The organism is Roseateles sp. SL47 (assembly GCF_026625885.1).
Taxonomy (GTDB): domain Bacteria; phylum Pseudomonadota; class Gammaproteobacteria; order Burkholderiales; family Burkholderiaceae_C; genus Roseateles.
The window spans coordinates 325,927-351,501 of the sequence record NZ_CP113068.1; the positions used below are offsets into that span (position 1 = coordinate 325,927).

Here is a 25,575-nt window from a genome sequence, read left to right on the forward strand (position 1 = left end):
GGAAGGATCAACGCTTGGCGGCCTGACCTTCTTCCAGCAAATAGCCCAGGCCGCGGACCGTGCGCAATTGCAGGCCGGCCGGTTCAATCTTGGCGCGCAGCCGGGAGACGCAGACCTCGATGGCATTGTCGCTGACGCCCTGCTCCCAGCCGTTGCTGGCCGAGCCGATCTGTTCCTTGGCCACCACCTTGCCGGCACGGGCCAGCAGGAAGCCCAGCACATCCCATTCGCGGGCGGACAGGGCCAGCGGCTCTTCCGCCACGTAGGCCCGGCGGGCCTCCAGGTCCATGCGCAGCGACCCCAGGCTGAGCTCATTGCCGGTACGGGCCTGGCTGCGACGCACCAAAGCACGGGCCCGGGCAATCAGCTCGCTCAGGGCAAAAGGCTTGACCAGATAGTCGTCCGCCCCCCCCTCCAGGCCGCGCACCCGGTCTTCCACCGCATCCCGGGCGGTGAGCAGCAGCACCGGCACGGTGCTGCCCTGAGCGCGCACCCGGCGCAGCGTTTCAAAACCGTCGATGCCGGTGAGGCCGATGTCCAGGATCAGCAAGTCATAGCGGTCCTCACGCAGCGACCGCGGAACCGGTTCTCCACGGCCGGTCACATCCACGACCCAGGACTGGGATCGCAGTGCCCGCGCCGTGGATTCGGCCAGGAATTCATCGTCTTCGACCAACAGAATACGCATGGGGAGAAGCATAAAGCCTGTGTCTTGCAGCCGTCATCCGGCTTCCTTGCAGAAACCTGAGGGCAACGGCAGGGACAGCTTTCTGCAAGCTTGGCGACAAGTACGCAACAGCGACCGCCGCCAGACTGCCGGACATGGTTGATTCATTCACTACCCCGTCTGCGGCCCCCGCCCAAGAGTCACGACGCGATCCACGTCCAGCCGTCCTGCTGCTGCATGGCCTGTGCGCCAATCCGCTGGAGCTGATGCCGCTGGCCCGCACGTTGCGCACCGCCGGTTATGTGGTCGATGCCCCGGCCCTCTCAGGCTATGGTGTCTCGCCCGATCAGCGAGATCGGGGCGCTGTCACCCGTTTCGAGGACTGGCTGTCGTTGGCGGTACGCCACTTCGACGACCTTGCTGCGCGCCATGAACGGGTGGTGGTGGGCGGGCTGTCGATGGGCTCGGTCCTTGCGCTGGCCGTGTCGCTGCGTCGGCAGGCGGCGGCCCAACTGCTGCTGTCCACCTCGCTGCATTTCGACGGATGGAACGTGTCGCCATGGCGGCGCCTGCTGCCGCTGGCCTTTGTGCCGCCGCTGCGCCAGTGGCTGAACTTCCGTGAACGCGCCCCCTACGGCATCAAGAACGAGCGTCTGCGCGCCTGGGTGGCACAGGCCATGGTGTCGGAGCACGTGTCGGCGGCGGGGGCTGACACCTTGTCTGCCGCCGCGCTCTACCAGGCCAGCCGCCTGATCCGCTTCGTGCGCGGCGGCCTGCCCATGGTGCAGGCGCCAACGCTGATCCTGCATGCCAGCGAGGACGACGTGAGCGGCCCCCGCTCGGTGCAGGAATTGCAGAGCCGCCTGGGCACCCCGGCCGAAGAGATCGAGATCCATTGGTTCCATCACAGCTATCACATGCTGACGCTGGACAACGAACGCAGCGCTGTGGCCAACGTGGCCCGCGATTTCCTGCTGAACCGCGTGCCCTTGGGAGCGCCCCAGGGCCACGCGGTGTCCCATCCCCCCTTTTCCAACCCAACGGCCTCGCGCCCCTTCCCCCACGAGGAGACATTCCATGAGCAACACGCTTGAATCCCTGCGCCAACTGGCCTGCCGTGAAATCGGCCTGACCGACGCGGATCTCCACAGCAACGCCACCTTCGCCGATCTCGGCCTGGACTCGCTGATGCTGGTGGACTTCATGTTCGCCGTTGAAGACCACTATCTGATCCAGATCGACCACGACACCGCCATGAAGACACCGACCCTGGCCGGCCTGGCGGATCTGGTCGATGTGTTGCTCGCGGCCCAGCCAGAGATGCCCGCCGGCCGCACGCCTGCCGTGGCGTGACCGTCGGCGCATTGAATCACCTCAGCAGGACCTCGTGGCCATGAGCGGAGAAGAGATATGGATCACCGGCATCGGCGCCTGCAGTGCGCTCGGCCCGGATGCGCAGGCGCTGGCCGACGCCCTGGAGTCGGGGCGCTCCGGCGTGCGGCTGCACGCGGGCGATCCGGCCCGGGGGTGAAGCCCTTCGCGGCGGCGTCGATCGAGGCCCCGCTGGGGCAGGAGATGCCGCCGGCCCAGCGCAATCTCTACGACCGGCACAGCCTGTTGGGCTTGCAGGCAGCCGCCGAGGCCTGGACGCAGGCCAATCTGCCGGCCACGGCCATGGCGCCGGACCGGGCGGCGGTGGCCTGGGGCACCGGGCTCGGTGGCTCCAACTCATTGCAGCAGTCCTATACGGAAGTGCTGACGAAGGAATCCCCGCGGGTGCATCCCTACACGGTGGTGCGGGTGATGAGCAACTCGGCGGCGTCCCACCTGTCGATGCGTTATCAACTGCGGGCGGCGATGCTGACGCTGTCGAATGCCTGTGCGTCGTCGGCGCAGGCGCTGGGCGAGGCGCTGCTGCTGATGCGTCAGGGCCGGGCGGATCTGGTGCTGGCGGGTGGCTCGGAGGCGATGCTGAATCCGGGGTCGGTGGCGGCCTGGCAGGCGATGGGCGTGATGGCGCCGCCGGAGGTGGACGATCCGTCGCAGAGCTGCCGCCCGTTCGACGACCAGCGGCGTGGTCTGGTGCTGGGCGAAGGTGCGGCGGCGCTGGTGCTGGAAACAGCGTCCCACGCCCGCGCACGCGGCGCCTCGGCGCTTGCCGTGCTGGCCGGTTATGGGCATAGCGTGGACGCGGTGCATCTTTCCCGGCCGGATGCGGACGGGCAGGAGCGTGCCTTGCGCGCGGCACTGGCCGATGCGGGGCTGACCCCGGACCAGATCGGGTATGTGAATGCCCATGGCACGGCCACCGAGGTGGGCGATGCGGTGGAAGCCGAGAGCCTGGCCCGGGTCTTTGGTCCCCGGGGGGTGCCGGTGAGCGCGACCAAGGCGCTGCATGGCCACCTCATCGGCGCGGGCGGCGCCCTGGAACTGGTGGCCTGCGTCCAGGCCCTGCGCCGCGGGCGTCTACCGGTGAGCGCCCATGTGCGCCAGTGCCAGCTGCGCGGGATCACGGACCTGATCGAAGGTACGCCACGCGGGCTGGCACCGGATCACGCCATCGTGTCCAACTCCTTCGCCTTTGGCGGCAGCAACGTGTCGCTGGTGCTCAAGCGAGCTTGACGTCCTCCCCACGCGAACCTTTGACCGCTGGCTGAGCCGTCTTCGAGACTTGCGGGCCATACGGTCCATCAACGCACGGATCGACCGTCTCGTCGATTCCTACGAGAAGGGTGACGCGAAGGCCGTCGGGCACAGTGTGCGAGAACTCCGGATTCGGGCAACTGTGCGCGCGTCCCATGGCCTCCTGACCGGCCTCACTTCAGCTCAAACCGCTCCAGCAGCGTCGCCAGCTCTGCGGCGGAGCGCAGGCCGAGTTTGGTGAATGCGCGGGCCCGGTGGACTTCCACCGTCCGGATGGCAATGCCGAGTTCATCGGCCACCTGCTTGTTCAGCTTGCCAGCCGCCACCCGCAGCGCCACCTCGCGCTCACGATCTGTGAGGCTGGCCAGGCGCCCAGCCGCATCCGCATGGGCCACCGCTTCCCGGTGCCGGTGCGTGTCCAGCGCCAAGGCGCGCTGGACCTTGTTCACCAGGGCCTGATCGTTGAACGGCTTCTCAACAAAGTCGATGGCGCCCTTCTGCATCGCATCCACGGCCATCGGGATGTCGCCATGCCCACTCAGGAAGATCACCGGAAGCTTGACGCCCCGGCGCATCAACTCGTCCTGCACCTGCAGCCCCGACAGCGGCTCCATGCGCACATCCAGCACGATGCATCCCATCGGGTCCGGCATGGCATCCAGCGCGGCCAGCAGCTCCGGGCCGCTGGCGTGGGCGGACACCTTCAGTCCGTGCGACCGCATCAGGAACGCCAGCGCGTCCCGCACCGCGGCCTCGTCATCGACCAGATGCACCGTCGAAGAAAGATCGGTCATGGTGTGTTCTCCTGTCCTGCCGCAGGGGTATCCGCCACCGCCTGGGTTTGTACATCCGCCAGGGGCAGGGTAAAGCTCAAACGCGCGCCGCCCAGCGGCCCCGTCCCGGCTTCCATGCCGCCATGGTGCGCTTCAATCACCGAGCGGCAGATCGCCAGCCCCATGCCCATGCCCTCCGGCTTGGTGGAATAAAACGCCGTCGTCAGCTGCTCGATGCCGCGCCCCTGCAGACCCGGCCCGTTGTCGTCCACATCCACCCGCATGAAGCGCTGGCCGACCAGGGCCGCGCTGATGCGGATGTGCGGGCGCGGTGCCGGCTGCTGGCGCCCCTGCAACTCATCGGCCGCATTGCGGATCAGGTTGATGAGCACCTGCTCGATCAGCACCGCATCCGCATTCACCGGCGGCAGCTCGGGCGGCAGAGCCTGCTCCACCCGCAGCCCGCGCAGGTCACGCTTGAGCAGCACCAGCACCCGCGCCACGATGTCCGCCACGGCGCACACCTCCGGCTGGGGCGCACGCCGCGTCAGGAAGGCCCGGATCCGCTGCACGATGCGCCCTGCCTCGGCGGCCTGCTCCCCCAGCCGGCGCAAGGCCTCCATCACCATGTCGTCCGGCGGGCCGCTGCGCTCCAGGATGCGCAGCGCCCCCGCGTTGTAGCCGGCGATCGCCGCCAGCGGCTGGTTGAGCTGGTGGGCCAGGGCCGACGCCACCTCGCCCAGTGTGCTGAGCCGCGCCTGATGCGCCAGGGCTTCGGTCTGGCGGCGCTCCCGCTCCTCGGCCATCTTGCGGGCGCTGATGTCCACGATGGACCCCATCCAGCCGATCTGCCGACCGGCCGCATCCACCAACGGCGCTTCAAAAATCATCACTTCAATGATTCGGCCATCACTGCGCAGCCAGCGCGCTTCGTAACCTTCACGCGGCGCGCCCCCCGCCATGTTGCGGCGGTGGCGGCGCAGGCTGTCTTCCATATCGTCCGGCAACCAGTACGGCATGGGCGGCAGGCTGCCCAACAGTTCCTCGGGCGAATAGCCCACCAGATCGCAGAAGGCCCGGTTCACATGGGTCACACGGCCTTCCAGATCCCGTCCCCGCAGGCCCACCGTCAGCGAGTCCTCCACCGCACGGCGCCACGCCGCTTCGGTCCGCGCTTCGCCTTCCGCCCGACGCACCTCCTGCATCTGCCGCCGCAGCATGGCACTGGCCAGGGCAGACAGCACGATGAACACCGCCATCAATGCCGCCGCCAGCGTGGTCCACCAGGGCACGTGGCGATCGCGGGTGTTGAGTTCCAGCCAGGTCTCGCGCATGGCCGGATCCATGCTGATGCGATAACTCTGCGTGCCCACCGGCACCTCTTCGTTGCCCGTCTGGGCCAGACGTTGCCCCAGCGCATCCACCAGCCGGACATCGTATTTCTGGGCCAGCCACCAGGGCAGCGTCTGACGCAACAGCACGTTCGGCGCAAAACGCACGATGAGCCGACCGCCCCCGGGACGATCCGCGCTCCAGTGGGCGGTCACCCCTCCATCGTCCAGGCTCACGCCAGTCCGCTCACGCGGCGGGGTCGGTTGCGGGGTCACTTGCGGGGTGAAATGCGGCACATGGGCCACCACCCGGTTGTTGGCATCCAGCACCGTCACGCCCACCCACAGCCGGCGCAGCCCTTCCGCCACCGCCGGATGATTGAGCAGCGAGGAATCATCCACCGCCCGCGGCAGTTGCAGGGCCAGCCGGTCCACCACCGCATGCTCGGCATTGAGCCAGTCGCTGATGCGGGCTTCCAGGGTGAGTGTGTCCGCAATCAGGGTCAGCCGTTCTTCCTCCAGATCACGTGCATCGCTGTGGCGCAGCCAGCCGGCCACCGAGGCCGCAAAGGCCAGCGCCAGCAGCAGCGGCAGGGCCCAGCTGACTCGCCGCACCGCTTCGAAACCGGGAAAGAACAGTCGCATGCCCAAAGTCTAGGTCCCCGCGCGCCGCCGCATGGGCGATTGGTACGCCGAAAGCCGGGCCGATGTGGAAGTCCACAACTGGGCGGCGGCGGCACAGATTTTCACAATCCGCCGCTGGCAGGGGGAGCCTGGACGCTCCGCGCTCGCGCTCCCGCCCCTGACACCACAACATCAGAAGTCCACCAGGAGACAGACATGTCCGTTGCCCTTCCCCGCCGCCTGTTGCTGTCCGCCGCTGTTGCGGTGGCCGGCCTGTCCATCGGTCTGAGCGCCTTCGCCCAGGCCCCCATCGTCATCAAGCTCAGCCACGTGGTGGCCCCCGACACGCCCAAGGGCAAGGGCGCGCAGCGCTTCAAGGAGCTGGTGGAAGAACGCAGCAAGGGCCGCCTGAAGGTGGAGGTCTACCCCAACAGCCAGCTCTACAAGGACAAGGAAGAACTGGAAGCGCTGCAGCTCGGTTCGGTGCAGATGCTGGCCCCGTCCCTGGCCAAGTTCGGCCCGCTGGGTGTGAAGGAATTCGAAGTCTTTGACCTGCCGTTCCTGTTCAAGGACGACGCCTCTTTCCGCAACACCACCCAGACCCTGGGCATGGAGCTGTTCAAGAAGCTGGAGCCTAAGGGCATCAAGGGCCTGGCCTTCTGGGACAACGGCTTCCACATCATGAGCGCCAACAAGCCGCTGCACCATGTGGCGGACTTCAAGGGCCTGAAGATGCGCATCCAGAGCTCCAAGGTGCTGGACGCCCAGATGCGCGCACTGGGCGCCATCCCGCAGGTGATGGCCTTCTCGGAGCTGTATCAGGCGCTGCAATCCGGCGTGGTGGATGGCACGGAAGGCGTGCCGTCCAACTTCTACACCCAGAAGACCTACGAAGTGCAGAAGCACACCACGCTCAGCAACCATGGCCATCTGGCTTATGCGCTGATCATCAACAAGAAGTTCTATGACGGCCTGCCGGCCGATCTGCGTGCGGTGGTGGACAGCAGCGTCAAGGACGCCACCGTCTACGCCAACGCCATCGCCGCCACCGAAAACCAGCAGGCCCTGGAGAAGATCCGGGCCAGCGGCAAGACCACCATCTACACGCTGACCCCGGCGGAAGTGAACGAGTGGAAGCTGGCCCTGATGTCCGTGCACAAGGACATGGAAGGCCGCGTGGGCAAGGGCACCATCGAAGCCGCCTACAAGGCTGCCGGCTTCGTGAAGCCCCAATAACCGCCACTCACACATGAACGCCGGCGCGGGGGACACCGTATGAAATGGCTGGATCGATTGGAGGAGGGGCTGATCAGTCTCCTCATGGGCGCGGCGACGCTGGTGATTGCGATGGCGGTGCTGCACCGCTTCCTCGCAGGCGTGCCGGTGCTGCAGGACTGGGCGATCCGTATCGACGTGAGCTGGGCGCAGGAACTGTGCATCTACATGTTTGTGTGGATGGCCAAGTTCGGCGCGGCTTACGGCGTGCGGGCCGGCACCCACGTGGGTGTGGATGTGGTGGTGCGCAAGCTCAAGCCGGCACATGCCAAATACCTGGTGATCTTCAGCCTGCTGGCGGGTGCGGTCTTCACCGCCACCATCGGCACGCTGGGCGCCACCTTCGTGTGGGAAAACGGCGCTCACTACGCCTTCCTGCACGCCTTCGGCATGGACACCGGAGAGATCCCGGAAGGGCCGACTTCCCCGGACATGGAGATCCCCACCTGGATCGCCTATGCCTGCGTGCCGGTGGGCAGCTACCTGATGTGCTTCCGTTTCCTGCAGGTGTGCTGGCACTTCATCCGCACCGGTGACGTGCCGCATGCCGACCACGGCCATGTGGAAGGCGTCGAAGACACCCCCTCGCCGGCGAAGCCGAATGCCCTGGCCCAGGAGGAGCTCAGCCAATGAACACCCTCATCATCTTCTCGCTGCTGGTGTTGCTGATGCTCACCGGCATGCCGATCTCGATCTCGCTGGGCCTGACGGTCCTGACCTATCTCTTCACGATGACCCAGGTGCCGATTGAATCGGTGGCCCTGAAGCTGTTCACCGGCATCGAGAAGTTCGAGATCATGGCGGTGCCCTTCTTCATCCTGGCGGGCAACTTCCTCACCCATGGCGGGGTGGCCCGAAGGATCATCCATTTCGCCACGACCATGATCGGGCATTGGTATGGGGGCCTGGGCCTGGCCGGTGTGCTGGCCTGCGCGATGTTCGCGGCCATTTCCGGTTCGTCGGTGGCCACGGTGGTGGCGGTCGGTTCCATCATCCTGCCAGCCATGACCAAGCAGGGATATCCCAAGCAATTCGGGGCCGGGGTGGTGACCACCTCGGGAGCCTTGGGCATTCTGTTCCCGCCGTCGATCAACCTGGTGATGTTCTCCATCGCCACCGCCGGCATGTCGGCCACCGGGCCGAATGGCGAGACGGTGGGCACCGCGTCGGTGGGCCAGCTGTTCATGGCGGGTGTGGTGCCGGGCCTGGTGCTGTCGCTGCTGCTGGGCGTGACCACCTGGTATCGCGCCAAGAAGTTCGACTACCCGCGCATGGCCCGCGCCAGCTGGGGCGAGCGCTTCAAGGCCTTCCGTGAGAGCTTCTGGGGCCTGATGCTGATCGTGGTGGTGATCGGCGGCATTTACAGCGGCAAGTTCACCCCGACCGAAGCGGCGGCGGTGGCGGCGGTGTATGCCTTCATCATCTCGGTCTTCGTCTACAAGGACATGGGGCTGAAGGATGTGCCCAAGGTGCTGCTGAAGGCGGCAGCCATGAGCTCCATGCTGCTCTACATCATCACCAATGCGGTGCTGTTCAGCTTCCTGATGGCCTCGGAACAGATCCCTCAGACGATGGCGGCCTGGATGTCGGCCCAGGGCTTTGGCCTGGTGGTGTTCCTGCTGCTGGTCAATCTGATCCTGCTGGGGGCCGGCAACTTCATGGACCCGGCGGCCATCGTGCTGATCATGGCGCCCATCCTGTTCCCGGTGGCGGCCAAGCTGGGCGTGGACCCGGTGCACCTGGGCATCCTGATGGCGGTGAACATGGAGGTGGGCCTGTGCCACCCGCCGGTCGGCCTCAACCTGTATGTGGCGTCCGGCATCACCAAGATGGGGATCACCGAGCTGACCGTGGCGGTCTGGCCCTGGCTGCTGACCATGCTGGGCTTCCTGCTGGTGGTGACCTACTGGCCGGGCCTGTCCCTGGCATTGCCGAGGCTGCTGGGGTTGGTGACCTGAGACCCCGCCGCTTCGCTTCCCGAGGGCCGCTGATGCGGCCCTTTTTCATGCCCTTTTCATGAGCTTTTTCATGCTTTTTTTCATTCCCCTCTCAGGGGCTTCCCCCAAACCTGGGACATTCCCCTAGGCCGGCGCGGGGGGACTTCAGCGCGCCTTCAGCCAGCGGGTTCACGCTGAGTGCACAACACTTGGCGGGAGGCCGTATGGCCAAGGACAGCGGTAACAGGGCATGGCGCGTTCGAGGCCGCTCACCGGGCGGCATTCGCTGTCGGCATTGGTGCAGGAGTGGCTGGCGTCTGGCGGTGCTGTGTGCCGCCGCAGGACCGGCTTGGGCCGTGCACAGTCTGCCCCCGCGCGACGGCGATGCACCGCCTCAGCAGGACTCCAGCTTCACGGCGCCGGGCCGCATGGGTGGCGCTGTTACCTCGGTGGGGCCGCAGCTGGCGCTGCTCAGTATGTCGTCCGTTGCGTCGTCCGTTGCGTCGCCCGTCGGAGCGTCCGTTGCGTCGTCCGTGGTGGCATCTTCCGTGGTGACGTCGGTCGCGCCATCACAGGCAGGGCCCTCCGGCCCTCCCTCGCCGGTGGCCCCCGCAGCGGATGCCCCTGCGGCTGGCGGTCGCAACGCGACGCCGGGCTCGTCGTTCGCCACGGCTTCAGCGCCGTCTGCCGCGTCCTCGCCGGTGTCCAGCTGGCTCAGCCTCCGTCCCCGCTTCAATATGCGGCTGCCCCTTCGCCCTCAGGACTGGCGCGCAATGGCCGCCACCGAGGAACGCAGCAAACTCAGCGCCTTGCCCACCATCCAGGTGGTGGAGTTGCCGAGGGAGCCTACGGTGATCGGGCCACCGCCCAAGCGCGCCCATCACGCCATCAGCGTCGCCATGGACGCGCCCAAGCAGTTCCTGCGGAGCATGGGGCTGGACGCCACCGAATGCGCCACCCGCTTCCGTCTGCCCTCGCGGCTGGGGAAGAACCAGAACGGCGACACCACGGTGGAGGTCTCGGCCCATCTCGGCCTGGGCTGCAAGTTCTGAGGACCGCTGCCCGTGCTGCGCCCGGGGACTCAGGTGCCGCTGTAGAGCGTGGCGCGTCCTTCACGGACAAAACCCGCCAAAGTCAGACCGCAGGCCTGGGCGGTACGAATGGCCAGGTGGGTTGGCGCAGAGACCGCTGCCAACAGGCCAATGCCCGCGCCGGCCGCTTTCTGCACCATCTCGAAACTGGCGCGGCTCGTCACTGCCGCGAAGCCTTGGGACGTGTCCACCTGGGCACGCGCCAGGGCACCCACCAGCTTGTCCAGCGCGTTGTGGCGGCCCACGTCCTCTCGGACCATCAGCACCTGCCCCTGCGGACTGCACCATGCGGCGGCATGAATGCCGCCAGTGCGCTGCTGCAAGGGCTGGGCCTCGGAGAGTTCCCGCATGGCGCGGGACAGCACCGGGACGAGCTGATCACGCTCCACCGGGACCGGCGGCAAGGGCTGGGTGGGGGGACGGAAGACCTGGTCCAGGCTGTCCGTCCCGCAAAGACCGCAGCCGGTGCGGCCGGCCAGCGTCCGGCGGCGTTCTTTCAGCATCAGTTCGCAGCGGGCGGTCACGCGCAGCTGCAAAGCCACGCCCTGCGGACGGGTCTGGACTTCCACATCCAGCAGGTCGGCGGGCGAGGCAATCAGGTTTTCGCTGAGGGAAAAGCCCAGCGCAAAATCCTCCAGATCCAGCGGCGTGGCCAGCATCACGGCATGGGACAGACCGTTGTATTCCAAGGCAATGGGCACCTCCTCGGCCACCCATTCCTCATCCCCACGGGCGGAAGCGCCCAGGCGCGTGGGTTGCACCGCCACCAGCGCGGCGGGCAGCGGGGCATCGTCGATGGGGGCCAGGTCACAGGCCACCAGGGCGGCGAGGGGAACGTCCGACGGAACGGAAGGGCTGCGGCTCATGGAGTGGAATGATCCCACTGTTCGGGATCCCCTCGCCCGGCTGCTGTCATGCTGGCCATCCAGCGGCCGTCCTCTTCCAGCACCAGCCGCACCCAGCCGGGGCCGACGCTGTCGCCCACACGCGCATCGCTGAGCAGGGTGAAGAGGCGCAGCAGCACACTCACCCGCAGGCCAGTGCGTTTGGCCAGCCGCGGCAGCGACACGCCTTTGCCGCCGTCGAGTTCCGCCAGCGCCTGCAGGGCCAGCCGGGCCTGATCCTCGAAAGCAGGTCCTTCAGCAGGTCCTTCTGCAGGTCCTTCTGCAGGTCCTTCTGCAGGTCCCTCCCCGTCCGGAGAGGGCCCGGTCCCGGACACAAGCGTCGATGCATCCATGCCGGGCATCCCCTCAGACCGGAGCGCCTTCGATCGAGCGCGCCTGTTCCTGCGGGATCGGCGTGTCCTGCGGACGCAACGTCAGCACCACCGGAATCGACTTCGATGTGGGCGTGCCCGCACCGATCGACACACTGGACAGCGGCACCATGCCGTTGGTCTCGGGGAAGTAGCTGGCCAGGCAGCCGCGCGGGATGTCGTACTCGATCAGCACGAACTTCTCGGCCCGGCGCTCCTGCCCGTCGCTGAAGACGCTGGTGATGTCCACCCACTCGCCGGCCTTCATGCCGATGGCCTTCAGGTCTTCCGGATGGATGAACACCACACGCCGATGGCCCCAGACGCCGCGATAGCGGTCGTCCATGCCGTAGATGGTGGTGTTGTACTGGTCGTGCGAGCGCACGGTGGCCAGGTTGAACACCACCGTCTTGTGCTCGCGCATGCGCTCGCGCGCCTGATGCACCGGTGTGTCGGTCGGCAGGGCGTAGGGAATGAACGTCGCCTTGCCGGCCGGTGTGGCCCACACCCGCTCGCTGGCGGTGTTGCGCAGACGGAAGCCGCCGGGCGTCTTGATCTTCTCGTTGAAGCCCTTGAAGTCGTCGAACACCTCCTCGATCTTGTCGCGGATGCGGCTGTAGTCTTCCACCAGCCACAACCACGGCGTCTTGCTGTGCTGGAGCGTGGCAGCCGCCATGCGGGCGACGATCATCGGCTCGGACAGCAAATGCTCCGAGGCCGGCGCATTCATGCCGCTGGAGAGGTGCACCATGCTCATCGAGTCTTCCACCGTCACGCCTTGCGGGCCACCGGCCTGCATGTCGATCTCGGTGCGTCCGAGGCAAGGCAGCACCAGGGCGTCCTTGCCGTGGATGGTGTGGCTGCGGTTGAACTTGGTGGTGACATGCACCGTCAGCTCGGTGTTGCGCAGCGCCTTCCAGGTCGCGGCGGTGTCCGGCGTGGCGGAAGCGAAATTGCCGCCCAGTGCGATGAAGACCTTGGCCTTGCCGTCCAGCATGGCCTGAATCGCTTCCACCGTCCCGTAGCCATGCTTGCGGGGCGGCTCGAACCCGAAGACCTTGCCCAGGCGGTCCAGAAACGCCGGGGCCGGCTTTTCATAGATGCCCATGGTGCGGTCGCCCTGCACATTGCTGTGGCCGCGCACCGGGCAGGCGCCCGCGCCTTCACGGCCCAGATTGCCGCGCAGCATCAGCAAAGCGGCGATGTGCTGGATGGTGGCCACCGAATGCTGGTGCTGGGTGATGCCCATGCCCCAGCAGATGATGACGCGCTTGGATTCGGCATACAGGTCGCCAGCCGCGCACAGTTGCTCCTGCGAGAGGCCGGATTCGGCTTCCAGGGTCTCCCAGGCTTCGGCACGGATGCTGTCGGCAAAGGCTTCGAAGCCGGCGGTGTGCTCTTCGATGAAGGCCACATCCAGCACGCGCTCGCGGCCGGCGGCCACGGCGGCATCGTCCAGCTCCAGCACCCGCTTGCACAGGGCCTTCATCACGGCCATGTCGCCGCCAATGCGCAGCTGGAAGTAGTGCGACGAAATCGGCGTGCTGCCCAGCGTCGCCATTTCCATCTTGCTCTGCGGATCGGCAAACCGCTCCAGGCCGCGCTCGCGCAGCGGGTTGAAGCTGACGATCTTGCAACCGCGCTTGGAAGCCTCGCGCAACTCGCCCAGCATGCGGGGGTGGTTGGTGCCGGGGTTCTGGCCGAAGACAAAGATGGCGTCGGCCTTCTCGAAGTCATGCAGCGTGACCGTGCCCTTGCCGATGCCAATGGTGGGCTTCAGGCCCTGGCCACTGGGTTCATGGCACATGTTGGAGCAATCCGGGAAGTTGTTGGTCCCGAACTCCCGCACAAACAGCTGGTAGAGGAAGGCCGCTTCATTGCTGGCCCGTCCCGAGGTGTAGAACAGGGCTTCGTCCGGATGGGACAGCGCTTGGAGCCGGGTCGCGATCAGCTCGAAAGCGGCGTCCCAGGTGGTGCGCTGGTAGGTGTCCGAGGCGGCGTCGTAGACCATGGGCTCGGTGATGCGGCCCATGTTTTCCAGGTCGTAGTCGGACTGCTCGGCCAGCCAGCTCACCGTGTGGGCGCTCAGCACGTCCGGCGTGGCGCGTCGTGCGGTGGCTTCGGCGGAAATCGCCTTGGCGCCGTTCTCGCAGAACTCGAAGGTGGAGCGGTGGTCGCGGTCCGGCCAGGCGCAGCCGGGGCAGTCGAAGCCATCGGGCTGGTTGGCCGACAGCAGCGTCTTGGCGCCCTTCACGGCAATGCCCTGCTCCTGCAGATGCTTGGCCACGCTGCGCAATGCGCCCCAGCCACCGGCGGGGCCCTTGTAGAAGTGGATTTTTTGTTCGCTCATCCGGTCCTCGGCAGTGGCGTCAATCACGGAGGGAAGCCATGCAGCGGCGGCGGCGGCTCGGAGGGCCGCGGCGGCCCGCGTTGCGTCCAGGCTCCCTAACGAAACTCGCCCCGCGGCGCCGACAACTGGCCGCCGACGGGGCGAAGCTGAGAATAGCTGCGAGCGCTTGGACGCGCTCGCGAAGGGTCATGCCCCGGCCCTCGCCGCCCGGAACGGGTCCAGGGCGGCAGGCCGGGTCAGCAGCAGGGTCAGGCGAACAGCTTGGCGACCGTCAGCAGCGTGCGGTACACGCCCCAGCCGAGCGGAATGCCCACGGCGGCCCAGGCCAGCACCACCAGCACGGTCGGCGTGGCCTTGCCAGCGCCAGGGCCGCTGCCCACTTCGTTGGCGGCTGCGCGCTCGCTGGCCAGCTGCTTCTCCACCGCCAGTTCGGCGTCGGACATGAAGTGCTTGTCGGCCACCGGACGCACCAGCAGGTTGGCGATCAGGCCGATCACCAGCAGGCCGACCAGGATGTACATGGTCTGGTTGTAGACCTGCTCGCGCGGAATGCCCAGGCCCAGTTGATAGTCGCGCATGTAGTTCACGACGATCGGGCCCAGGATGCCGGCGGTAGCCCAGGCCGTCAGCAGACGGCCGTGGATGGCGCCCACCATCTGGGTGCCGAACAGGTCACCCAGGTAGGCCGGAACCGTGGCGAAGCCACCACCATACATCGACAGGATCACGCACACGGCGCCCACGAAGGCCACCTTGTTGCCGGCAGCGGCGCTGCTCGGCAGGCTGGCATACAGCAGGCCACCCAGCACGAAGAAGACGGTGTAGGTGAGCTTGCGGCCCAGCTTGTCCGACAGCGTCGCCCAGACGAAGCGGCCACCGATGTTGAACAGGCTCAGCAGCGCGGCGAAACCGGCGGCAATGCCAGCAATGGCAGCCAGCTGGGTCTTGTCCAGCTCAGCATACTTGGCGTCCACACCAATCAGCGAGCCACCGAAGATTTCCTGCAGCATCGGGCTGGCCATGCCGATCACGCCGATGCCGGCGCTCACGTTCATGCACAGGACGATCCACACCAGCCAGAACTGGGGAATGCCCCAGACCTTCTTCACGTGCACATGACGTTGGGTGACCATGGCCTTGCCGGCCTGCGCCACCGGCGGCGTCCAGCCTTCCGGCTTCCAGCCCGACGGCGGCACGCGGTAGCCCAGGGCACCCGCCACCATGAAGGCGAAATAGATCAGCGCCATGACGATGAAGGTCTGCATCACGCCCGAGTCGGTCGGGGTGGAGAAGGACTTCATCAGTTCCACGGCCAGCGGGGACCCGATCATCGCGCCGCCGCCGAAGCCCATGATGGCCATGCCGGTGGCCATGCCACGACGGTCCGGGAACCATTTGATCAGGGTGGACACCGGCGAGATGTAGCCCAGACCCAGGCCAATACCGCCGATGACACCGGAGCCCAGAATCATCATCCACAGCTGATGGGTATGGATGCCCAGCGCCGAAATCAGCATGCCGCCGCACCAGCAGACAGCGCTCACCAGACCCGCCTTGCGCGGACCGGCACGTTCCAGCCAACCGCCCCAAATGGCGGCAGAGCAACCCAGGAACACGAAGAACAGGGTGTACATCAGGCCCAGGGTGGTCACCGTCCAGTCGCACTGGGTGGTGAACAGCTGGTCCAGGAAGCTCACGTCCTTGCCGCAGGCCGCGCCGGTACCGGCGGTTTGCATCAGCTTGGACAGGGGCAGCCAGAACACCGAGAAGCCATAGGCCATCCCGATGCAAAGATGGATGGCGAGGGCGCTGGGCGGCACCAGCCAGCGGTTGAAGCCAGGCGCGGCAATCGTGCGCTCCTTGCTCAGCCAGCTCGCGCCACTGGGCGCGACGCTCGGGTCGGTCAACACTGAAGACATGGGTCCTCCTGAAATGATGAATGGGCCAAGGGCCTCTTCTTCGGTTACTTCGGTTACTACACCAGCGTGCGGGACCCTCCTCCCGCCGCCAGCCAGGGCGCGCATCATGGAGGTTTCGCACCCCCGCGACATACGTAGAACTCCGAGCTGACAAGGGCTCGAAGCTCGTTTCCGTTAGGAACCACTCACTCGTTACATCCGGTAAAGATTGAATTGCTCAGCGCGGAAGCGCACATATTGACCGCTCGTTTTGACGAAAACGCACAACCCCACAGTTCGTACGGACGTATATGGCGTTCAAACGACAACTTGTGCACGTTTGCACAACTCCGTGCGGATCGCGTATGCACTGTTTATGCCCATCGCGGTGGGCGTGCGAGGGGGTGCTTCAGCCGACGGCATGCGGCTTCGGCCGATTCAGACGCTGCCAGGCCCCATGCACCGTGCTGAGGGATTTCCAGCCCATCTCGATGCAGCACGTATCAGGGCATTTCCGGGGCTAGGGAGGATGCCTATTGTTCAGATCGCGAAGTTTTGGGCGTGTAGGCGACCCCTGCCATCGATTCGGCGAATGACAACTTCGCCGGCGGGGAAGTGACTGCTGCCGCTCCATGGATGGGTGGATGCGCAACCGTGCCCGAATGGGATAAGACGATGGCCGGGCATGCGTTCACGATGCAGGGGTCCACTTTTGACCCGCAGTTCTCATGAGCACCCTTCCCCCTTCCGTCATTCCGGTCCCTGAGGGGGCCACCCCGCTGTCCTCCAACCAGAGCGCGACGCTCTTGGCGGCCGTTGGTGGCTATGTCGACACCCTTGGTTTTGTGGCCCTGTTCGGGCTGTTTACCGCCCATGTCACCGGCAACTTCGTGCTGATCGGCGCGGAGCTGGCGCGGCCTGGCCATGGCGTACTGCTGAAGCTGCTGGCCTTTCCGGCCTTCATTCTGGCGGTGGCGGCCTCCCGACTGATCTCCCTCTGGTGTGAGCGCCGGGGGTATCCGGCGGTGCGGGTGATCCTGGGCCTTCAGGCCTTGTTGCTGCTGGCCTTCATGCTGGCGGGCTTCTACGGCCACCCGATTCGCGGCGCTGAGCATCCACTGGCCATCACGGCCGGCCTGCTGGGCGCCGCCGCCATGGGCCTGCAGAACGGCATGGGACGCCTCCTGCTGAGCAAGCTGACGCCGCACACCGTGATGACCGGCAATGTGACGCAGCTGGTGCTGGACCTCACCGATCTGCTGCTGGGGCATGGCACGGCGGAGGTGAAAGGCCGGGTGCAGAAGATGCTGTGGCCGATCGTGGCCTTTGGCGCGGGCGCCATTCTGGGCGCGCTGGCCTTTGTGCAGGTGGGATGGCTGGCGCTGGTGCCCGCCGTGGGGGCCGTGGCATTTCTGGCGTGGAAGGGGATTGCCGCCTAGGATGGAAGTTGGGGATGGTGAAGGCACCGCCAGGCGGCCATGCTTGGGCGCTGGGCGGACCTGCCATCTACCTGCCATCTGCATCCCCCTGAATTCTTCCTTTTGTCCTACAAGCGCTGACGGCATCAACTCACGCACAGATCGCGGCGCAAGGTCCACAGTTGTTCCTGCCCGATCCAGCGATCGGCTTAGCCATTCAAGCCTGAAGGAGAGACTGATGAACCCGACCAAATCCCTTGTGACCGGTGCCGTCGCCCTGACCGCTTTTGCAAGCGTGCTGGGGCTGGCCTATGCGCAAGTCGAGAACACCCCCGACACCACGCAGACCCAATCGGCACAGCAGCCTGGGTCCCCCATGACCGACCCGTCGCAGCAGGCGGTGCCGGCCGAGCAAAGCATGGCCCAGTCCCAGGACCCGGCCGCCAGCAGCGCCAACCCGCAGCAGCAGACCTACAGCGAGTCACAGTCCAACCAGTCGCTGACCTCGCAGCAGGCCCAGACCCAGGACAACACCTGGCAAAACCAGAACGCTGCTTCCCAGCAGGACCCGCTGCCGACCGAGCCCACCTCGGCCGGTACCCCAGCGCCGCGGGCTGACCGCAATTAAGCGGCGTTGGGTCTGATGCCGGCCTGGAGGTTGCGCCATGCTGCGTGCTTCGAGTGGATATTTCAGCGGTGATGAACCACCGAAGGAGCCGGCTCCGCCGGTTGCTCCTTCCATCCGCGAGCGTGCAGCTTGGGCAGCCCAAGGCTTGGCGCTGGGCCTGGCGGCTGCGCTGCTCGCGTGGCCGGCCGCCACCTATCTGATGAAACAGGCGCGTGCGGTCCAACAGCCTCCTGTGGCCCAGGCCGCCGGGCCGCTGCGAGCAGCCGGGCAGATTCCACCGCGCCACCCGGTGGTGCTGGGCGGCAAGGCGGATTTCGGCAAGGTCAAGGCATCGGCTCAAGCACGTCAGTTGGCGGGCTGGGTGATGGCCGGTTATGACCATGGCGGACGCCCCTTCGCCATCCTGGACAAACGCCAGGCCCAGGTGTTTGTGTTCTACCCGGACGGCAAGCTGGCGGGCTCCACGCCGGTGCTGTTGGGTTACGCCGCCGGTGACGACAGCGTGGCCGGTATCGGCCTGCGACCGATCGCGGAAGTGCGCCCGTCTGAACGCACCACGGCGGCGGGGCGATTTGTGGCGCAACCCGGCCGCAATGCACTGAATGAAGATGTGTTGTGGGTGGACTATGACGCGGCGGTGTCCATGCATCGCGTACGGGTCACCACCCCTGCGGAGCGGCGACTGGAACGCCTGGCCTCCCCCACACCGAAGGACAACCGCATCAGCTACGGCTGCATCAACATGCCGGTGAAGTTCTTCGAAAACCAGCTGTGGCCCATCATGGGCAAGCGCGGCGGCATCGTGTACGTGCTGCCGGAGAAGAAGCCGATGGAGCAGGTGTTTGCCAAGCAGATGCAGCGGGCCAAGGCCGGATTGCCGACCTGAAGCAAGTGACGGCCCGGCCCGTCGATGACGCGTATGCTGGCGAGCTTGGATTTCAGCAACGCCATCGGCCCGCTTCATCATGACGCCTCGCACTGCCCTTCTTGTGATCGATGTTCAGCAGTTGCTGTGTAATGGCACCTACGCGTGCTTTGACATCGACAAGGTGACGGCCCGCATCAACGGGCTGAGTGAGCGCGCCCGGGACGCCCATGTGCCGGTCATCTTCGTCCAGCACGAAGATGAGGAGGGCAATGGCCTGCGCCACGGCTCTGCAGCCTGGCAATTGGATCATCGCCTGGTGGCAAAACCGGGGGATCCGCGCATCCGCAAGACGTCCCCCGATTCGTTTCACAAGACCGACCTGGATGCGCTGCTGCGCATGCTCGGTATCCGGCATCTGGTGATTTGTGGATTGCAGAGTGATTACTGCGTGGACACCACCGTGCGGCGGGCACTGTCATCTGGATATGACGTGACGCTGGCCGAGGACGCTCACAGCACCATCGACGACGGTGCGCTGACCGCCGCGCAGATCTCGGCGCACCACACCCGCATCCTGCGTCAGTTGACCAGCTTCGGTCCGGCCATGTCGGCCCGGCCGTCGGCGGAGATCGTCTTCTCTCGCCAGGAAGGCTAAGCCTCGCCTTGGTGGGTGGCTCACGCCTGCGCGCTGGATCCCTCTTGTCGGCAATGAAGTGAGCCCAGGCTCACTTCAAACTCACTTCTGGCCGTGGTTTACCACTTCCGCCCAGTCGTCCCAGGTGGATTCGGTCACTTCCAGGCCGTCCAGCGACGGATGCTCCGCTTCGGACTGCGAAGCGGCGGTGGTCAGCCGACGCTGCATCAGCACTTCGGTCTGGCGCAGGATGCGTTGCATCACCAAGCTGAACTGGTGGTGGTGAAGCGCCACGGAATGGTTGGCGAATCGGTGTCGCATGTCTTGATCTCCCCTCATGCCGCCACTATCGGGCGGAGCCGATGGACGTGCCATCCCACCATAGGGTGTACCCGGCCGTCCGCCAGCCCCTCGGGACGGACGGTGGAAGGCGCCCGGGTGGACGGCAGCCGGGAGACCTCCGGCAGGCCCCGGATGCCTGTGACAAGCAGGGGAAAAGTGAGCGAAAACTGGGGGGAAAGCGGGCGAAAGCGGAGGAAAGCGAAGAAAAAGCGCGGGAAACAGGGGGAGATGGCGGGACGGTTTTGCAGGGCGCAGCGGACAACAAATCGCCCCTGCGTGAGGCGCGCCCCCTCTCCCCCAACGGAAGGAGATGGAGGGAGCGAGTCCGTCCTGTGAGGTCAGATCACCTGACGCAGCAAGGCATACAGTGCGATCACCGCCGAAATGAGGCAGAACACGGTCTTCATCGAGCGGCTGCTGATGAATGCACCGAGGGTGCTGGAGACCAGGATGGCGGCGAGGAGATAGTTGGTTTTCATAGGGCCGCGATTGTGGCGCGGTTCACCTCGACCGTGATGTGACGCAATTCCTCATGAACGGCCAATAGTCGCTTGAAATCTTCCGGCTGGGCGTCCGTGGCCGTCACCACCGACAGGATGCAGGCATAGTGGCCACGCCCCACGCGCCATACATGCAGGTCGGCGATGCTGGCCGGCCAGGGGCTGGTGGCGATGACTTCCCGCACCTCCTGCACCACCGGTGCGTCCATTTCGGCGTCCAGCAGCACACGCCCGGTGTCGATCAACAGGCCACGCGCCCAGACCAGCACCAGCACCGCCCCCACCACCCCCATGACCGGGTCCAGCCAGGCGGCACCGAAATACCAGCCCGCCAGCAGCGCCGCGATGGCCAGCACGGAGGTGGCGGCATCGGCCAGGACGTGAACGTAAGCGGCCCGGAGATTCAGGTCCTCATGGCCATGGGGAGAGTGGTTCCCTTCCTCGTTGGGGTGGTCATGGTCATGGTCATGCCCGTGGCCGTGGCCGTGGCCGTGGCCGTGGCCGTGGCCGTGGCCGTGGCCGTGGCCGTGGCCGTGGCCGTGGCCGTGGCCGTGGCCGTGATGATCATGCCCCCCACGCAGCAGCCACGCACACGCCAGATTCACCAGCAGACCCAACGCCGCCACCGCAACGGCTTGCTCGTAATGGATCGGGCTGGGCGAGATCAGCCGCTCCACCGACTGCACGACCATCAGCACGGCCACCCCGACCAGCAGCAGTGCGCTGCTGAAACCACCCAGAATTTCAATCTTCCAGGTGCCAAACGCGAATCGCCCATCCCGGGCCCAGCGTCTTGCGGCACCGTACGCCAGCACGGACACCCCCAGCGCCACCGCATGCGAACTCATGTGCCAGCCGTCCGCCAGCAGCGCCATGGAGTTGAAGACATAACCGCCCGCAATCTCCACCACCATCATCACCACGGTCAGCAGCACCGCCCAGCGCGTGTTGCGCTCGGCCAGCGGGTTGCCCTCGTCAAAGAGGTGGGTGTGCTGGTGGGGTGCGGCAGAGAGTGCGGCAGAGGGTGCGAGGGATGGTGGGGTGTCTGGCACGGTAAGCGCTGCAATAGGCGAAGACATACTCCCCCCCAGTATATTCATCCTCCTAGAATGACCCCATGGCACACACCATCACCGGAAAGAAAAAACTGCTGGGCCGCATCCGCCGCATCCAGGGCCAGACCAGTGCGCTGGAGCGGGCCGTCGAGAACGAAGACGACTGCATCGACGTGTTGCAGCAGATTGCGGCGATCCGCGGTGCGGTGAACGGACTGATGGCCGAGGTGATGGAAGGCCATCTGCGCGAGCATCTGGCCGCTCCGGACGTTAACGAACAGACGCGGCTGGCCGATGCCGAAGCCGTCACCAGGATCATCAAGTCCTATCTTCGTTGATGGCCGCATCGGAGGTGCGCTCTGCGGCGACGAGCGCCCTCTTTCAACACGGCGCACGCCCACCGGGCACGCTGCCTGCTCCATGTGAATCCGGCCTGACAGCGTTCGCAAGGCCGGGGCGTCCATCGATCCCATCTGTCCCATTCGCAGGGCGGTGCGCGGGAGGGCTGATGCTCGGTTCTCCCGAGCGGCACAACGGTAGACTCGGGCCGCCAAATTCACAGCCAATTCACAGCCACAAGGGGCACAGGGGTGGACCCAGACCAGAATCCGGTAGTGCGTGTCGTTGTCCTGGGCGGCTCGGCCGGCAGCATCGAAGTGCTGAGTACCGTGTTGTCCGGTCTGCCGAGCGCACCAGGCTTTGCGGTGCTGGTCATCACCCATTTGCCACCTGACATCGAGTCCCATCTGGACGAGCTGCTTCAGACCCGCACTCCGCTGGCAGTGAAGCGGCTGCAGCATCTGACCAAGATCGAGCACGACCATGTCTACGTGCTGCCGGAGAACGCGCTGGTCCATGCGCTGGATGGCCATTTCCGTTTAACACGCCGCCAGCCGGGGCCGCACCTGCCCCTGGACGTCTGCCTGGGTTCGATGGCCCAGGACCCGGACGTGCATGCGGCCGTGGTGGTGCTCTCCGGCTCCGGGCGGGACGGCGCTGCCGGACTGGCCGATTTGCGCTCCGCCGGTGGCCTCGTCATTGCGCAGGCTCCCAACACCGCCGAACACGACGGCATGCCCACCGCAGCCATCAATACCGGGCTGGTGGAGCAGGTGCTGCCGCCGGCCGAGATTGCGCCGGCCCTGGTCAAACGCTTTGGAGACCCACAGCACGACACTGACGCAGGCCCTGTCGCGACCAACGCCGATGCGCTCGAAACCGCACTGGCCATCGTTCAGCAGAAGACCGGTGTGAACCTCGCTTATGTGAAGGACGTCAATTTGCGCCGTCGCTTCCTGCGCCGGGTGCTGCTGCAGAAGAACCGGGACGTGCCGGCCTATCTCCAACTGCTGCGAGCGGACGGCCAGGAGGCCGCCGCGCTGAGGGACGACGTGCTGATTGGCGTCACTGCCTTCTTCCGGGACGCCGAATTCGTCAACGTGCTGCGGCAGACGGTGATCCCCAAGCTGCTGGAACTGCGCCACGATCCAATCCGCATCTGGGTGCCGGCCTGCTCCACCGGGGAGGAGGTCTACACCATCGCCATGCTGCTGCGGGATGCGCTGCAGACCGAAGGGGTGAATCGCCGGGTGCAGATCTTCGGCACCGACATCAACGAGGCCTCGATTGAAACCGCACGCGCGGGCCGCTACAGCGCCGCTGCCGTGGAGAACGTGCCCGAGCCCTTCCGGGACACGGCCTTCAACGTCACCTCCGGCGGCTATCTGGTCAGCAAGGACTTGCGCGAAATGTGCGTCTTTGCCAGGCACAACCTGCTGACGCATGCGCCGTTCTCCGGCTTGGGGCTGATCAGTTGCCGCAACATGCTGATCTACCTGCGCAAGGAAGCGCAGCAGCATGTGCTGGAAGTGCTGCACTATGCCTGCCGCCCCGATGGGCTGCTGGTGCTGGGCCGTGCGGAAGCTGCCTCGCTGGCCGATGGCTTCGAGCACGCGGGCGCACCGCATCTCTACCGCAAGCTCACGTCGGCACGCCGGCAACGGCCGCTGTTCCCGATTGATGCGCTGCGCCCCTGGGCCAGCGAAAGTGCAGCGCCCCGCCAGACGCCGCAGCCGGCACCCGATCTGTTGGCTGATGCGGTCAACCGCGTGGCCCTGGCCCGGTATGTGCCGCCCGGTTTTGTGGTGGATGCCAATGGGGATGTGGTGCAGTTCCGCGGCGATGTGGCCGCCTTGATCGCCCCGGCCTCCGGCGAAGCCACGCTGGCCCTGCCGCGGCTGCTGCATACCGAGCTGAATGTGCCGGTGCGCACCGCGCTGATCGAGGCCAAACGCACGGCTGGGCCGGTGCGCCGCGAACGGGTGCAGTTCATGGAACGGCGGTATGTGCTGGAGGTGCTGCCGGTGGATACGAAGGCAGCGGTACCGCATTTTCTGGTGACGCTGGCTCCGCAGGTGGATGAAACCGGGCCAGCCATCGTGCTGCCGTCGCAGCCGCCGCGTGCGCGCATGGATGAACTGGAGCGGACGGTGACCACGCTGTCCGACGAACTGGAGGCCACCCAGGCCCAGTTGAAGACCGTCGTCATTGAATTCGAGTCGGCCAATGAAGAGCTGCGCACCGCCAATGAGGAGATGCTCAGCACCAATGAAGAGCTGCAGAGCGCCAACGAGGAATTGCAGAGTGCGAAGCAGGAGCTGGAGTCGGCCAATCAGGAACTGCTGTCGCTGAATGAAGAGCTCAAGTCGCGCAATGACCAGCTGGATCTGGTCAACGACGACCTGACCAATCTGGTGGAAGGCATTCCGTTGCCAGTGGTGCTGCTGGACCGCCAACTCAAGCTGCGCCATGCCTCACCACAAGCGGCGCAGCTGTTCGGATTGGCGGCAGAACACATCGGCCAGCCGCTGAGCGCCGTCAGCAACCGTTTCTCGCTGGGCGACCTGGAGCACCTGGTGCAGGCCGCCGTGCAGGGCCTCACGTCGGTCGAGCATGAGTATCAGGACAACGAGCGACGCTGGTGGATGGTGAATGTGCGGGCGTACCGCACGGCCGATGACCGCATCGACGGCGCCGTGATTGCCTTCCAGGACATCGACCAGCTCAAGCGTGCTCTCGACCAGGCGCAGGATGCACGCGTGGATGCGGAACGCGCCAACACGGCCAAGGACGACTTCCTGGGCATGGTCTCGCATGAACTGCGAGCGCCGCTGAATGTGATTGCCGGCTGGGCGTCCGTGCTGCGGCAGGCCCACGAGCGTCATTCCCTGAGCGAGGCCTTAACCGGCCGCGCCATCAGCACCATCCTCAAACATTGCCAGGCGCAGGCCCAGTTGATCGATGATCTACTGGACGTGTCGCGCATCACCTCGGGCCACCTGGCGCTGGAGATGCGCCCGATCGATCTGGCGGCCAGCGCCCGCGCGGTGATCGAGGGTCTGCAGCCCGCCGCGCAGGCCAAGCAACTCCAGTTGGTGGCGTCGGGCCTGCAGGAAACGCTGCGGGTGCAGGGTGACCCACGCCGTGTGCAGCAGGTGGTGTCCAACCTCCTTGGCAACGCGCTCAAGTTCACGCCGTCGGGCGGGCGGATCACGCTGAGCCTGAATCGGGTCGGCGCCATGATTGAGCTGGCGGTGGCGGACACCGGCATTGGTGTCAGCCCGGAACTGCTGCCGCATCTCTTCGACCGTTTCACCCAATCGGACATCAGCCGCACCCGCGAATACGGCGGGCTGGGGCTGGGGCTGTCCATCGTGCGCCATCTGGTGATGGCACATGGCGGCACGGTGGCGGCCCACAGCGATGGAGCCGGACGGGGCACCCGATTGACGGTGCGTTTCCCGGCGGTGGAACTGGGGCAGGACCTGACGCCCGCCTCGACGGCGGCGAGCAATGGCCCGGTGGACCTCACCGGCCTGCAACTGCTGCTGGTGGACGATGACGGACATGCGCTGGAAGCGCTGGAACAGGTGATGCGGATGGCCGGGGCCTCGGTGCTGACGGCAGGCTCGGTGTCGCAGGCGCGTGATCTGCTGGCACTGAATCGCTTTGATGCGCTGGTGAGCGACGTCGCCATGCCTGGCACGGACGGTTATGCGCTGATCCGCGAGCTTCGGGAGCAGGAGCATCGACGGCAGGTCTCTGGCCTCTCGCCGGAAACGTCCACCTCGCCGTTGCTGCGCACGACGGCCATCGCGCTCAGCGGTCTGGCCACGCTGCAGGACCGGGATGCTGCGATCAGCGCCGGTTTTGATGACCATCTGCCCAAGCCGGTGGACATTGACCGCCTGATGGAACGCCTCGGGTTGACCCGACGGCCGTGAGAG

24 protein-coding genes are annotated in these 25,575 nt (G+C 66.2%); 14 read left to right on the forward strand and 10 right to left on the reverse strand.

All coding sequences use genetic code 11. The features are described 5' to 3' along the window. Positions 1-7: 7 nt before the first annotated feature. The gene (locus tag OU995_RS01250; protein ID WP_267833535.1) at positions 8-688 is read right to left on the reverse strand and encodes a response regulator transcription factor; all 681 of its coding nucleotides are present in this window, start codon (positions 686-688) and stop codon (positions 8-10) included. A gap of 134 nt (positions 689-822) precedes the next feature. Here OU995_RS01250 and OU995_RS01255 point away from each other — a divergent pair, with 134 nt between their 5' ends. Genes OU995_RS01255 through OU995_RS01270 form a run of 4 tightly spaced genes read left to right on the forward strand, consistent with a single transcriptional unit; the run spans position 823 to position 3,289 of the window. Beyond that, positions 823-1,761, forward strand: a complete 939-nt coding sequence (locus tag OU995_RS01255; protein WP_267833536.1) for an alpha/beta hydrolase — start codon at positions 823-825, stop codon at positions 1,759-1,761. Continuing rightward, on the forward strand, positions 1,745-2,020 hold the full coding sequence (locus OU995_RS01260) for an acyl carrier protein (RefSeq protein ID WP_267833537.1): 276 nt from the start codon (positions 1,745-1,747) through the stop codon (positions 2,018-2,020). Before OU995_RS01255 ends, OU995_RS01260 begins: the two co-directional genes overlap by 17 nt. A gap of 40 nt (positions 2,021-2,060) precedes the next feature. Next, entirely contained in the window at positions 2,061-2,198 is a 138-nt protein-coding gene (locus OU995_RS01265) for a hypothetical protein (RefSeq protein WP_267833538.1), read from the forward strand. Beyond that, on the forward strand, positions 2,195-3,289 hold the full coding sequence (locus OU995_RS01270) for a beta-ketoacyl-[acyl-carrier-protein] synthase family protein (protein WP_267833539.1): 1,095 nt from the start codon (positions 2,195-2,197) through the stop codon (positions 3,287-3,289). Before OU995_RS01265 ends, OU995_RS01270 begins: the two co-directional genes overlap by 4 nt. 194 nt (positions 3,290-3,483) lie before the next feature. On the opposite strand, the gene OU995_RS01275 is transcribed toward OU995_RS01270, so the two are convergent. After that, the gene (locus tag OU995_RS01275; RefSeq protein ID WP_267833540.1) at positions 3,484-4,104 is read right to left on the reverse strand and encodes a response regulator transcription factor; all 621 of its coding nucleotides are present in this window, start codon (positions 4,102-4,104) and stop codon (positions 3,484-3,486) included. After that, positions 4,101-6,059 carry a sensor histidine kinase gene (locus OU995_RS01280; RefSeq protein ID WP_267833541.1) on the reverse strand — a complete coding sequence of 653 codons (1,959 nt, stop codon included), beginning with the start codon at positions 6,057-6,059 and terminating at the stop codon, positions 4,101-4,103. The genes OU995_RS01275 and OU995_RS01280 overlap by 4 nt, the downstream gene beginning before the upstream one ends. A 195-nt stretch (positions 6,060-6,254) precedes the next feature. Here OU995_RS01280 and OU995_RS01285 point away from each other — a divergent pair, with 195 nt between their 5' ends. The 4 genes from OU995_RS01285 to OU995_RS01300 all read left to right on the forward strand — a co-directional run bounded on the left by OU995_RS01285 (position 6,255) and on the right by OU995_RS01300 (position 10,302). Next, positions 6,255-7,274, forward strand: a complete 1,020-nt coding sequence (locus tag OU995_RS01285; protein ID WP_267833542.1) for a TRAP transporter substrate-binding protein — start codon at positions 6,255-6,257, stop codon at positions 7,272-7,274. A 39-nt stretch (positions 7,275-7,313) separates the two neighbouring features. After that, a complete protein-coding gene (locus tag OU995_RS01290; protein WP_267833543.1) occupies positions 7,314-7,946 on the forward strand; it encodes a TRAP transporter small permease in 633 nt (210 codons plus the stop codon). After that, positions 7,943-9,271 (forward strand): TRAP transporter large permease, encoded by a 1,329-nt coding sequence (locus tag OU995_RS01295; RefSeq protein WP_267833544.1) that lies wholly within the window; start codon positions 7,943-7,945, stop codon positions 9,269-9,271. The genes OU995_RS01290 and OU995_RS01295 overlap by 4 nt, the downstream gene beginning before the upstream one ends. Before the next feature lie 335 nt (positions 9,272-9,606). Next, positions 9,607-10,302: a hypothetical protein gene (locus tag OU995_RS01300; protein WP_267833545.1), complete on the forward strand. Its 696-nt coding sequence runs from the start codon at positions 9,607-9,609 to the stop codon at positions 10,300-10,302. A gap of 29 nt (positions 10,303-10,331) precedes the next feature. Here the strand turns inward: OU995_RS01300 and fdhD are convergent, their stop codons facing one another. From fdhD to OU995_RS01320, 4 genes are all read right to left on the reverse strand, one after another. Then, on the reverse strand, positions 10,332-11,207 hold the full coding sequence (gene fdhD / locus OU995_RS01305; RefSeq protein ID WP_267833546.1) for a formate dehydrogenase accessory sulfurtransferase FdhD: 876 nt from the start codon (positions 11,205-11,207) through the stop codon (positions 10,332-10,334). Continuing rightward, a complete protein-coding gene (locus OU995_RS01310; RefSeq protein WP_267833547.1) occupies positions 11,204-11,578 on the reverse strand; it encodes a hypothetical protein in 375 nt (124 codons plus the stop codon). Before OU995_RS01310 ends, fdhD begins: the two co-directional genes overlap by 4 nt. 13 nt (positions 11,579-11,591) lie before the next feature. Beyond that, positions 11,592-13,946 (reverse strand): FdhF/YdeP family oxidoreductase, encoded by a 2,355-nt coding sequence (locus OU995_RS01315; protein ID WP_267833548.1) that lies wholly within the window; start codon positions 13,944-13,946, stop codon positions 11,592-11,594. A gap of 248 nt (positions 13,947-14,194) precedes the next feature. Continuing rightward, positions 14,195-15,865, reverse strand: a complete 1,671-nt coding sequence (locus OU995_RS01320) for an OFA family MFS transporter (protein WP_267833549.1) — start codon at positions 15,863-15,865, stop codon at positions 14,195-14,197. Positions 15,866-16,572: 707 nt separating this feature from the next. Between OU995_RS01320 and OU995_RS01325 the strand changes: the two genes are divergently transcribed. The 4 genes from OU995_RS01325 (at position 16,573) to OU995_RS01340 (ending at position 19,413) form a co-directional block, all read left to right on the forward strand. After that, positions 16,573-17,283, forward strand: coding sequence for a YoaK family protein (locus tag OU995_RS01325; protein WP_267833550.1), 711 nt, complete (start codon positions 16,573-16,575; stop codon positions 17,281-17,283). Positions 17,284-17,500: 217 nt separating this feature from the next. Then, positions 17,501-17,890, forward strand: a complete 390-nt coding sequence (locus OU995_RS01330) for a hypothetical protein (protein ID WP_267833551.1) — start codon at positions 17,501-17,503, stop codon at positions 17,888-17,890. 37 nt (positions 17,891-17,927) lie between these two features. Next, positions 17,928-18,776, forward strand: coding sequence for a hypothetical protein (locus tag OU995_RS01335; protein ID WP_267833552.1), 849 nt, complete (start codon positions 17,928-17,930; stop codon positions 18,774-18,776). Between the two features lie 79 nt (positions 18,777-18,855). Next, complete coding sequence (locus OU995_RS01340; protein ID WP_267833553.1) at positions 18,856-19,413, forward strand: cysteine hydrolase family protein; 558 nt, start codon at positions 18,856-18,858, stop codon at positions 19,411-19,413. Positions 19,414-19,494: 81 nt separating this feature from the next. Here OU995_RS01340 and OU995_RS01345 read toward each other — a convergent pair whose 3' ends face one another. The 3 genes from OU995_RS01345 to OU995_RS01355 form a co-directional block, all read right to left on the reverse strand. Then, positions 19,495-19,713, reverse strand: coding sequence for a hypothetical protein (locus OU995_RS01345; protein ID WP_267833554.1), 219 nt, complete (start codon positions 19,711-19,713; stop codon positions 19,495-19,497). A gap of 359 nt (positions 19,714-20,072) precedes the next feature. Continuing rightward, positions 20,073-20,213: a hypothetical protein gene (locus OU995_RS01350; protein WP_267833555.1), complete on the reverse strand. Its 141-nt coding sequence runs from the start codon at positions 20,211-20,213 to the stop codon at positions 20,073-20,075. Continuing rightward, the gene (locus tag OU995_RS01355; RefSeq protein WP_420714791.1) at positions 20,210-21,313 is read right to left on the reverse strand and encodes a cation diffusion facilitator family transporter; all 1,104 of its coding nucleotides are present in this window, start codon (positions 21,311-21,313) and stop codon (positions 20,210-20,212) included. Before OU995_RS01355 ends, OU995_RS01350 begins: the two co-directional genes overlap by 4 nt. Before the next feature lie 38 nt (positions 21,314-21,351). Between OU995_RS01355 and OU995_RS01360 the strand changes: the two genes are divergently transcribed. Then, positions 21,352-21,627: a metal/formaldehyde-sensitive transcriptional repressor gene (locus OU995_RS01360; protein WP_267833557.1), complete on the forward strand. Its 276-nt coding sequence runs from the start codon at positions 21,352-21,354 to the stop codon at positions 21,625-21,627. Positions 21,628-21,903: 276 nt separating this feature from the next. Continuing rightward, entirely contained in the window at positions 21,904-25,572 is a 3,669-nt protein-coding gene (locus OU995_RS01365) for a CheR family methyltransferase (protein ID WP_267833558.1), read from the forward strand. Positions 25,573-25,575: the final 3 nt, after the last annotated feature.

Excerpts from the sequence above, each read along its gene's own strand:
- OU995_RS01355 (WP_420714791.1), bottom strand. The coding sequence starts at position 21,313 with ATGTCTTCGCCTATTGCAGCGCTTACCGTGCCAGACACCCCACCATCC.
- OU995_RS01285 (WP_267833542.1), top strand. The coding sequence starts at position 6,255 with ATGTCCGTTGCCCTTCCCCGCCGCCTGTTGCTGTCCGCCGCTGTTGCG.
- OU995_RS01320 (WP_267833549.1), bottom strand. The coding sequence starts at position 15,865 with ATGTCTTCAGTGTTGACCGACCCGAGCGTCGCGCCCAGTGGCGCGAGC.
- OU995_RS01315 (WP_267833548.1), bottom strand. The coding sequence starts at position 13,946 with ATGAGCGAACAAAAAATCCACTTCTACAAGGGCCCCGCCGGTGGCTGG.
- OU995_RS01360 (WP_267833557.1), top strand. The coding sequence starts at position 21,352 with ATGGCACACACCATCACCGGAAAGAAAAAACTGCTGGGCCGCATCCGC.
- OU995_RS01350 (WP_267833555.1), bottom strand. The coding sequence starts at position 20,213 with ATGAAAACCAACTATCTCCTCGCCGCCATCCTGGTCTCCAGCACCCTC.
- OU995_RS01280 (WP_267833541.1), bottom strand. The coding sequence starts at position 6,059 with ATGCGACTGTTCTTTCCCGGTTTCGAAGCGGTGCGGCGAGTCAGCTGG.
- fdhD (WP_267833546.1), bottom strand. The coding sequence starts at position 11,207 with ATGAGCCGCAGCCCTTCCGTTCCGTCGGACGTTCCCCTCGCCGCCCTG.
- OU995_RS01340 (WP_267833553.1), top strand. The coding sequence starts at position 18,856 with ATGACGCCTCGCACTGCCCTTCTTGTGATCGATGTTCAGCAGTTGCTG.
- OU995_RS01335 (WP_267833552.1), top strand. The coding sequence starts at position 17,928 with ATGCTGCGTGCTTCGAGTGGATATTTCAGCGGTGATGAACCACCGAAG.
- OU995_RS01330 (WP_267833551.1), top strand. The coding sequence starts at position 17,501 with ATGAACCCGACCAAATCCCTTGTGACCGGTGCCGTCGCCCTGACCGCT.
- OU995_RS01255 (WP_267833536.1), top strand. The coding sequence starts at position 823 with ATGGTTGATTCATTCACTACCCCGTCTGCGGCCCCCGCCCAAGAGTCA.
- OU995_RS01290 (WP_267833543.1), top strand. The coding sequence starts at position 7,314 with ATGAAATGGCTGGATCGATTGGAGGAGGGGCTGATCAGTCTCCTCATG.
- OU995_RS01345 (WP_267833554.1), bottom strand. The coding sequence starts at position 19,713 with ATGCGACACCGATTCGCCAACCATTCCGTGGCGCTTCACCACCACCAG.
- OU995_RS01310 (WP_267833547.1), bottom strand. The coding sequence starts at position 11,578 with ATGGATGCATCGACGCTTGTGTCCGGGACCGGGCCCTCTCCGGACGGG.
- OU995_RS01260 (WP_267833537.1), top strand. The coding sequence starts at position 1,745 with ATGAGCAACACGCTTGAATCCCTGCGCCAACTGGCCTGCCGTGAAATC.
- OU995_RS01325 (WP_267833550.1), top strand. The coding sequence starts at position 16,573 with ATGAGCACCCTTCCCCCTTCCGTCATTCCGGTCCCTGAGGGGGCCACC.
- OU995_RS01295 (WP_267833544.1), top strand. The coding sequence starts at position 7,943 with ATGAACACCCTCATCATCTTCTCGCTGCTGGTGTTGCTGATGCTCACC.
- OU995_RS01275 (WP_267833540.1), bottom strand. The coding sequence starts at position 4,104 with ATGACCGATCTTTCTTCGACGGTGCATCTGGTCGATGACGAGGCCGCG.
- OU995_RS01265 (WP_267833538.1), top strand. The coding sequence starts at position 2,061 with ATGAGCGGAGAAGAGATATGGATCACCGGCATCGGCGCCTGCAGTGCG.
- OU995_RS01250 (WP_267833535.1), bottom strand. The coding sequence starts at position 688 with ATGCGTATTCTGTTGGTCGAAGACGATGAATTCCTGGCCGAATCCACG.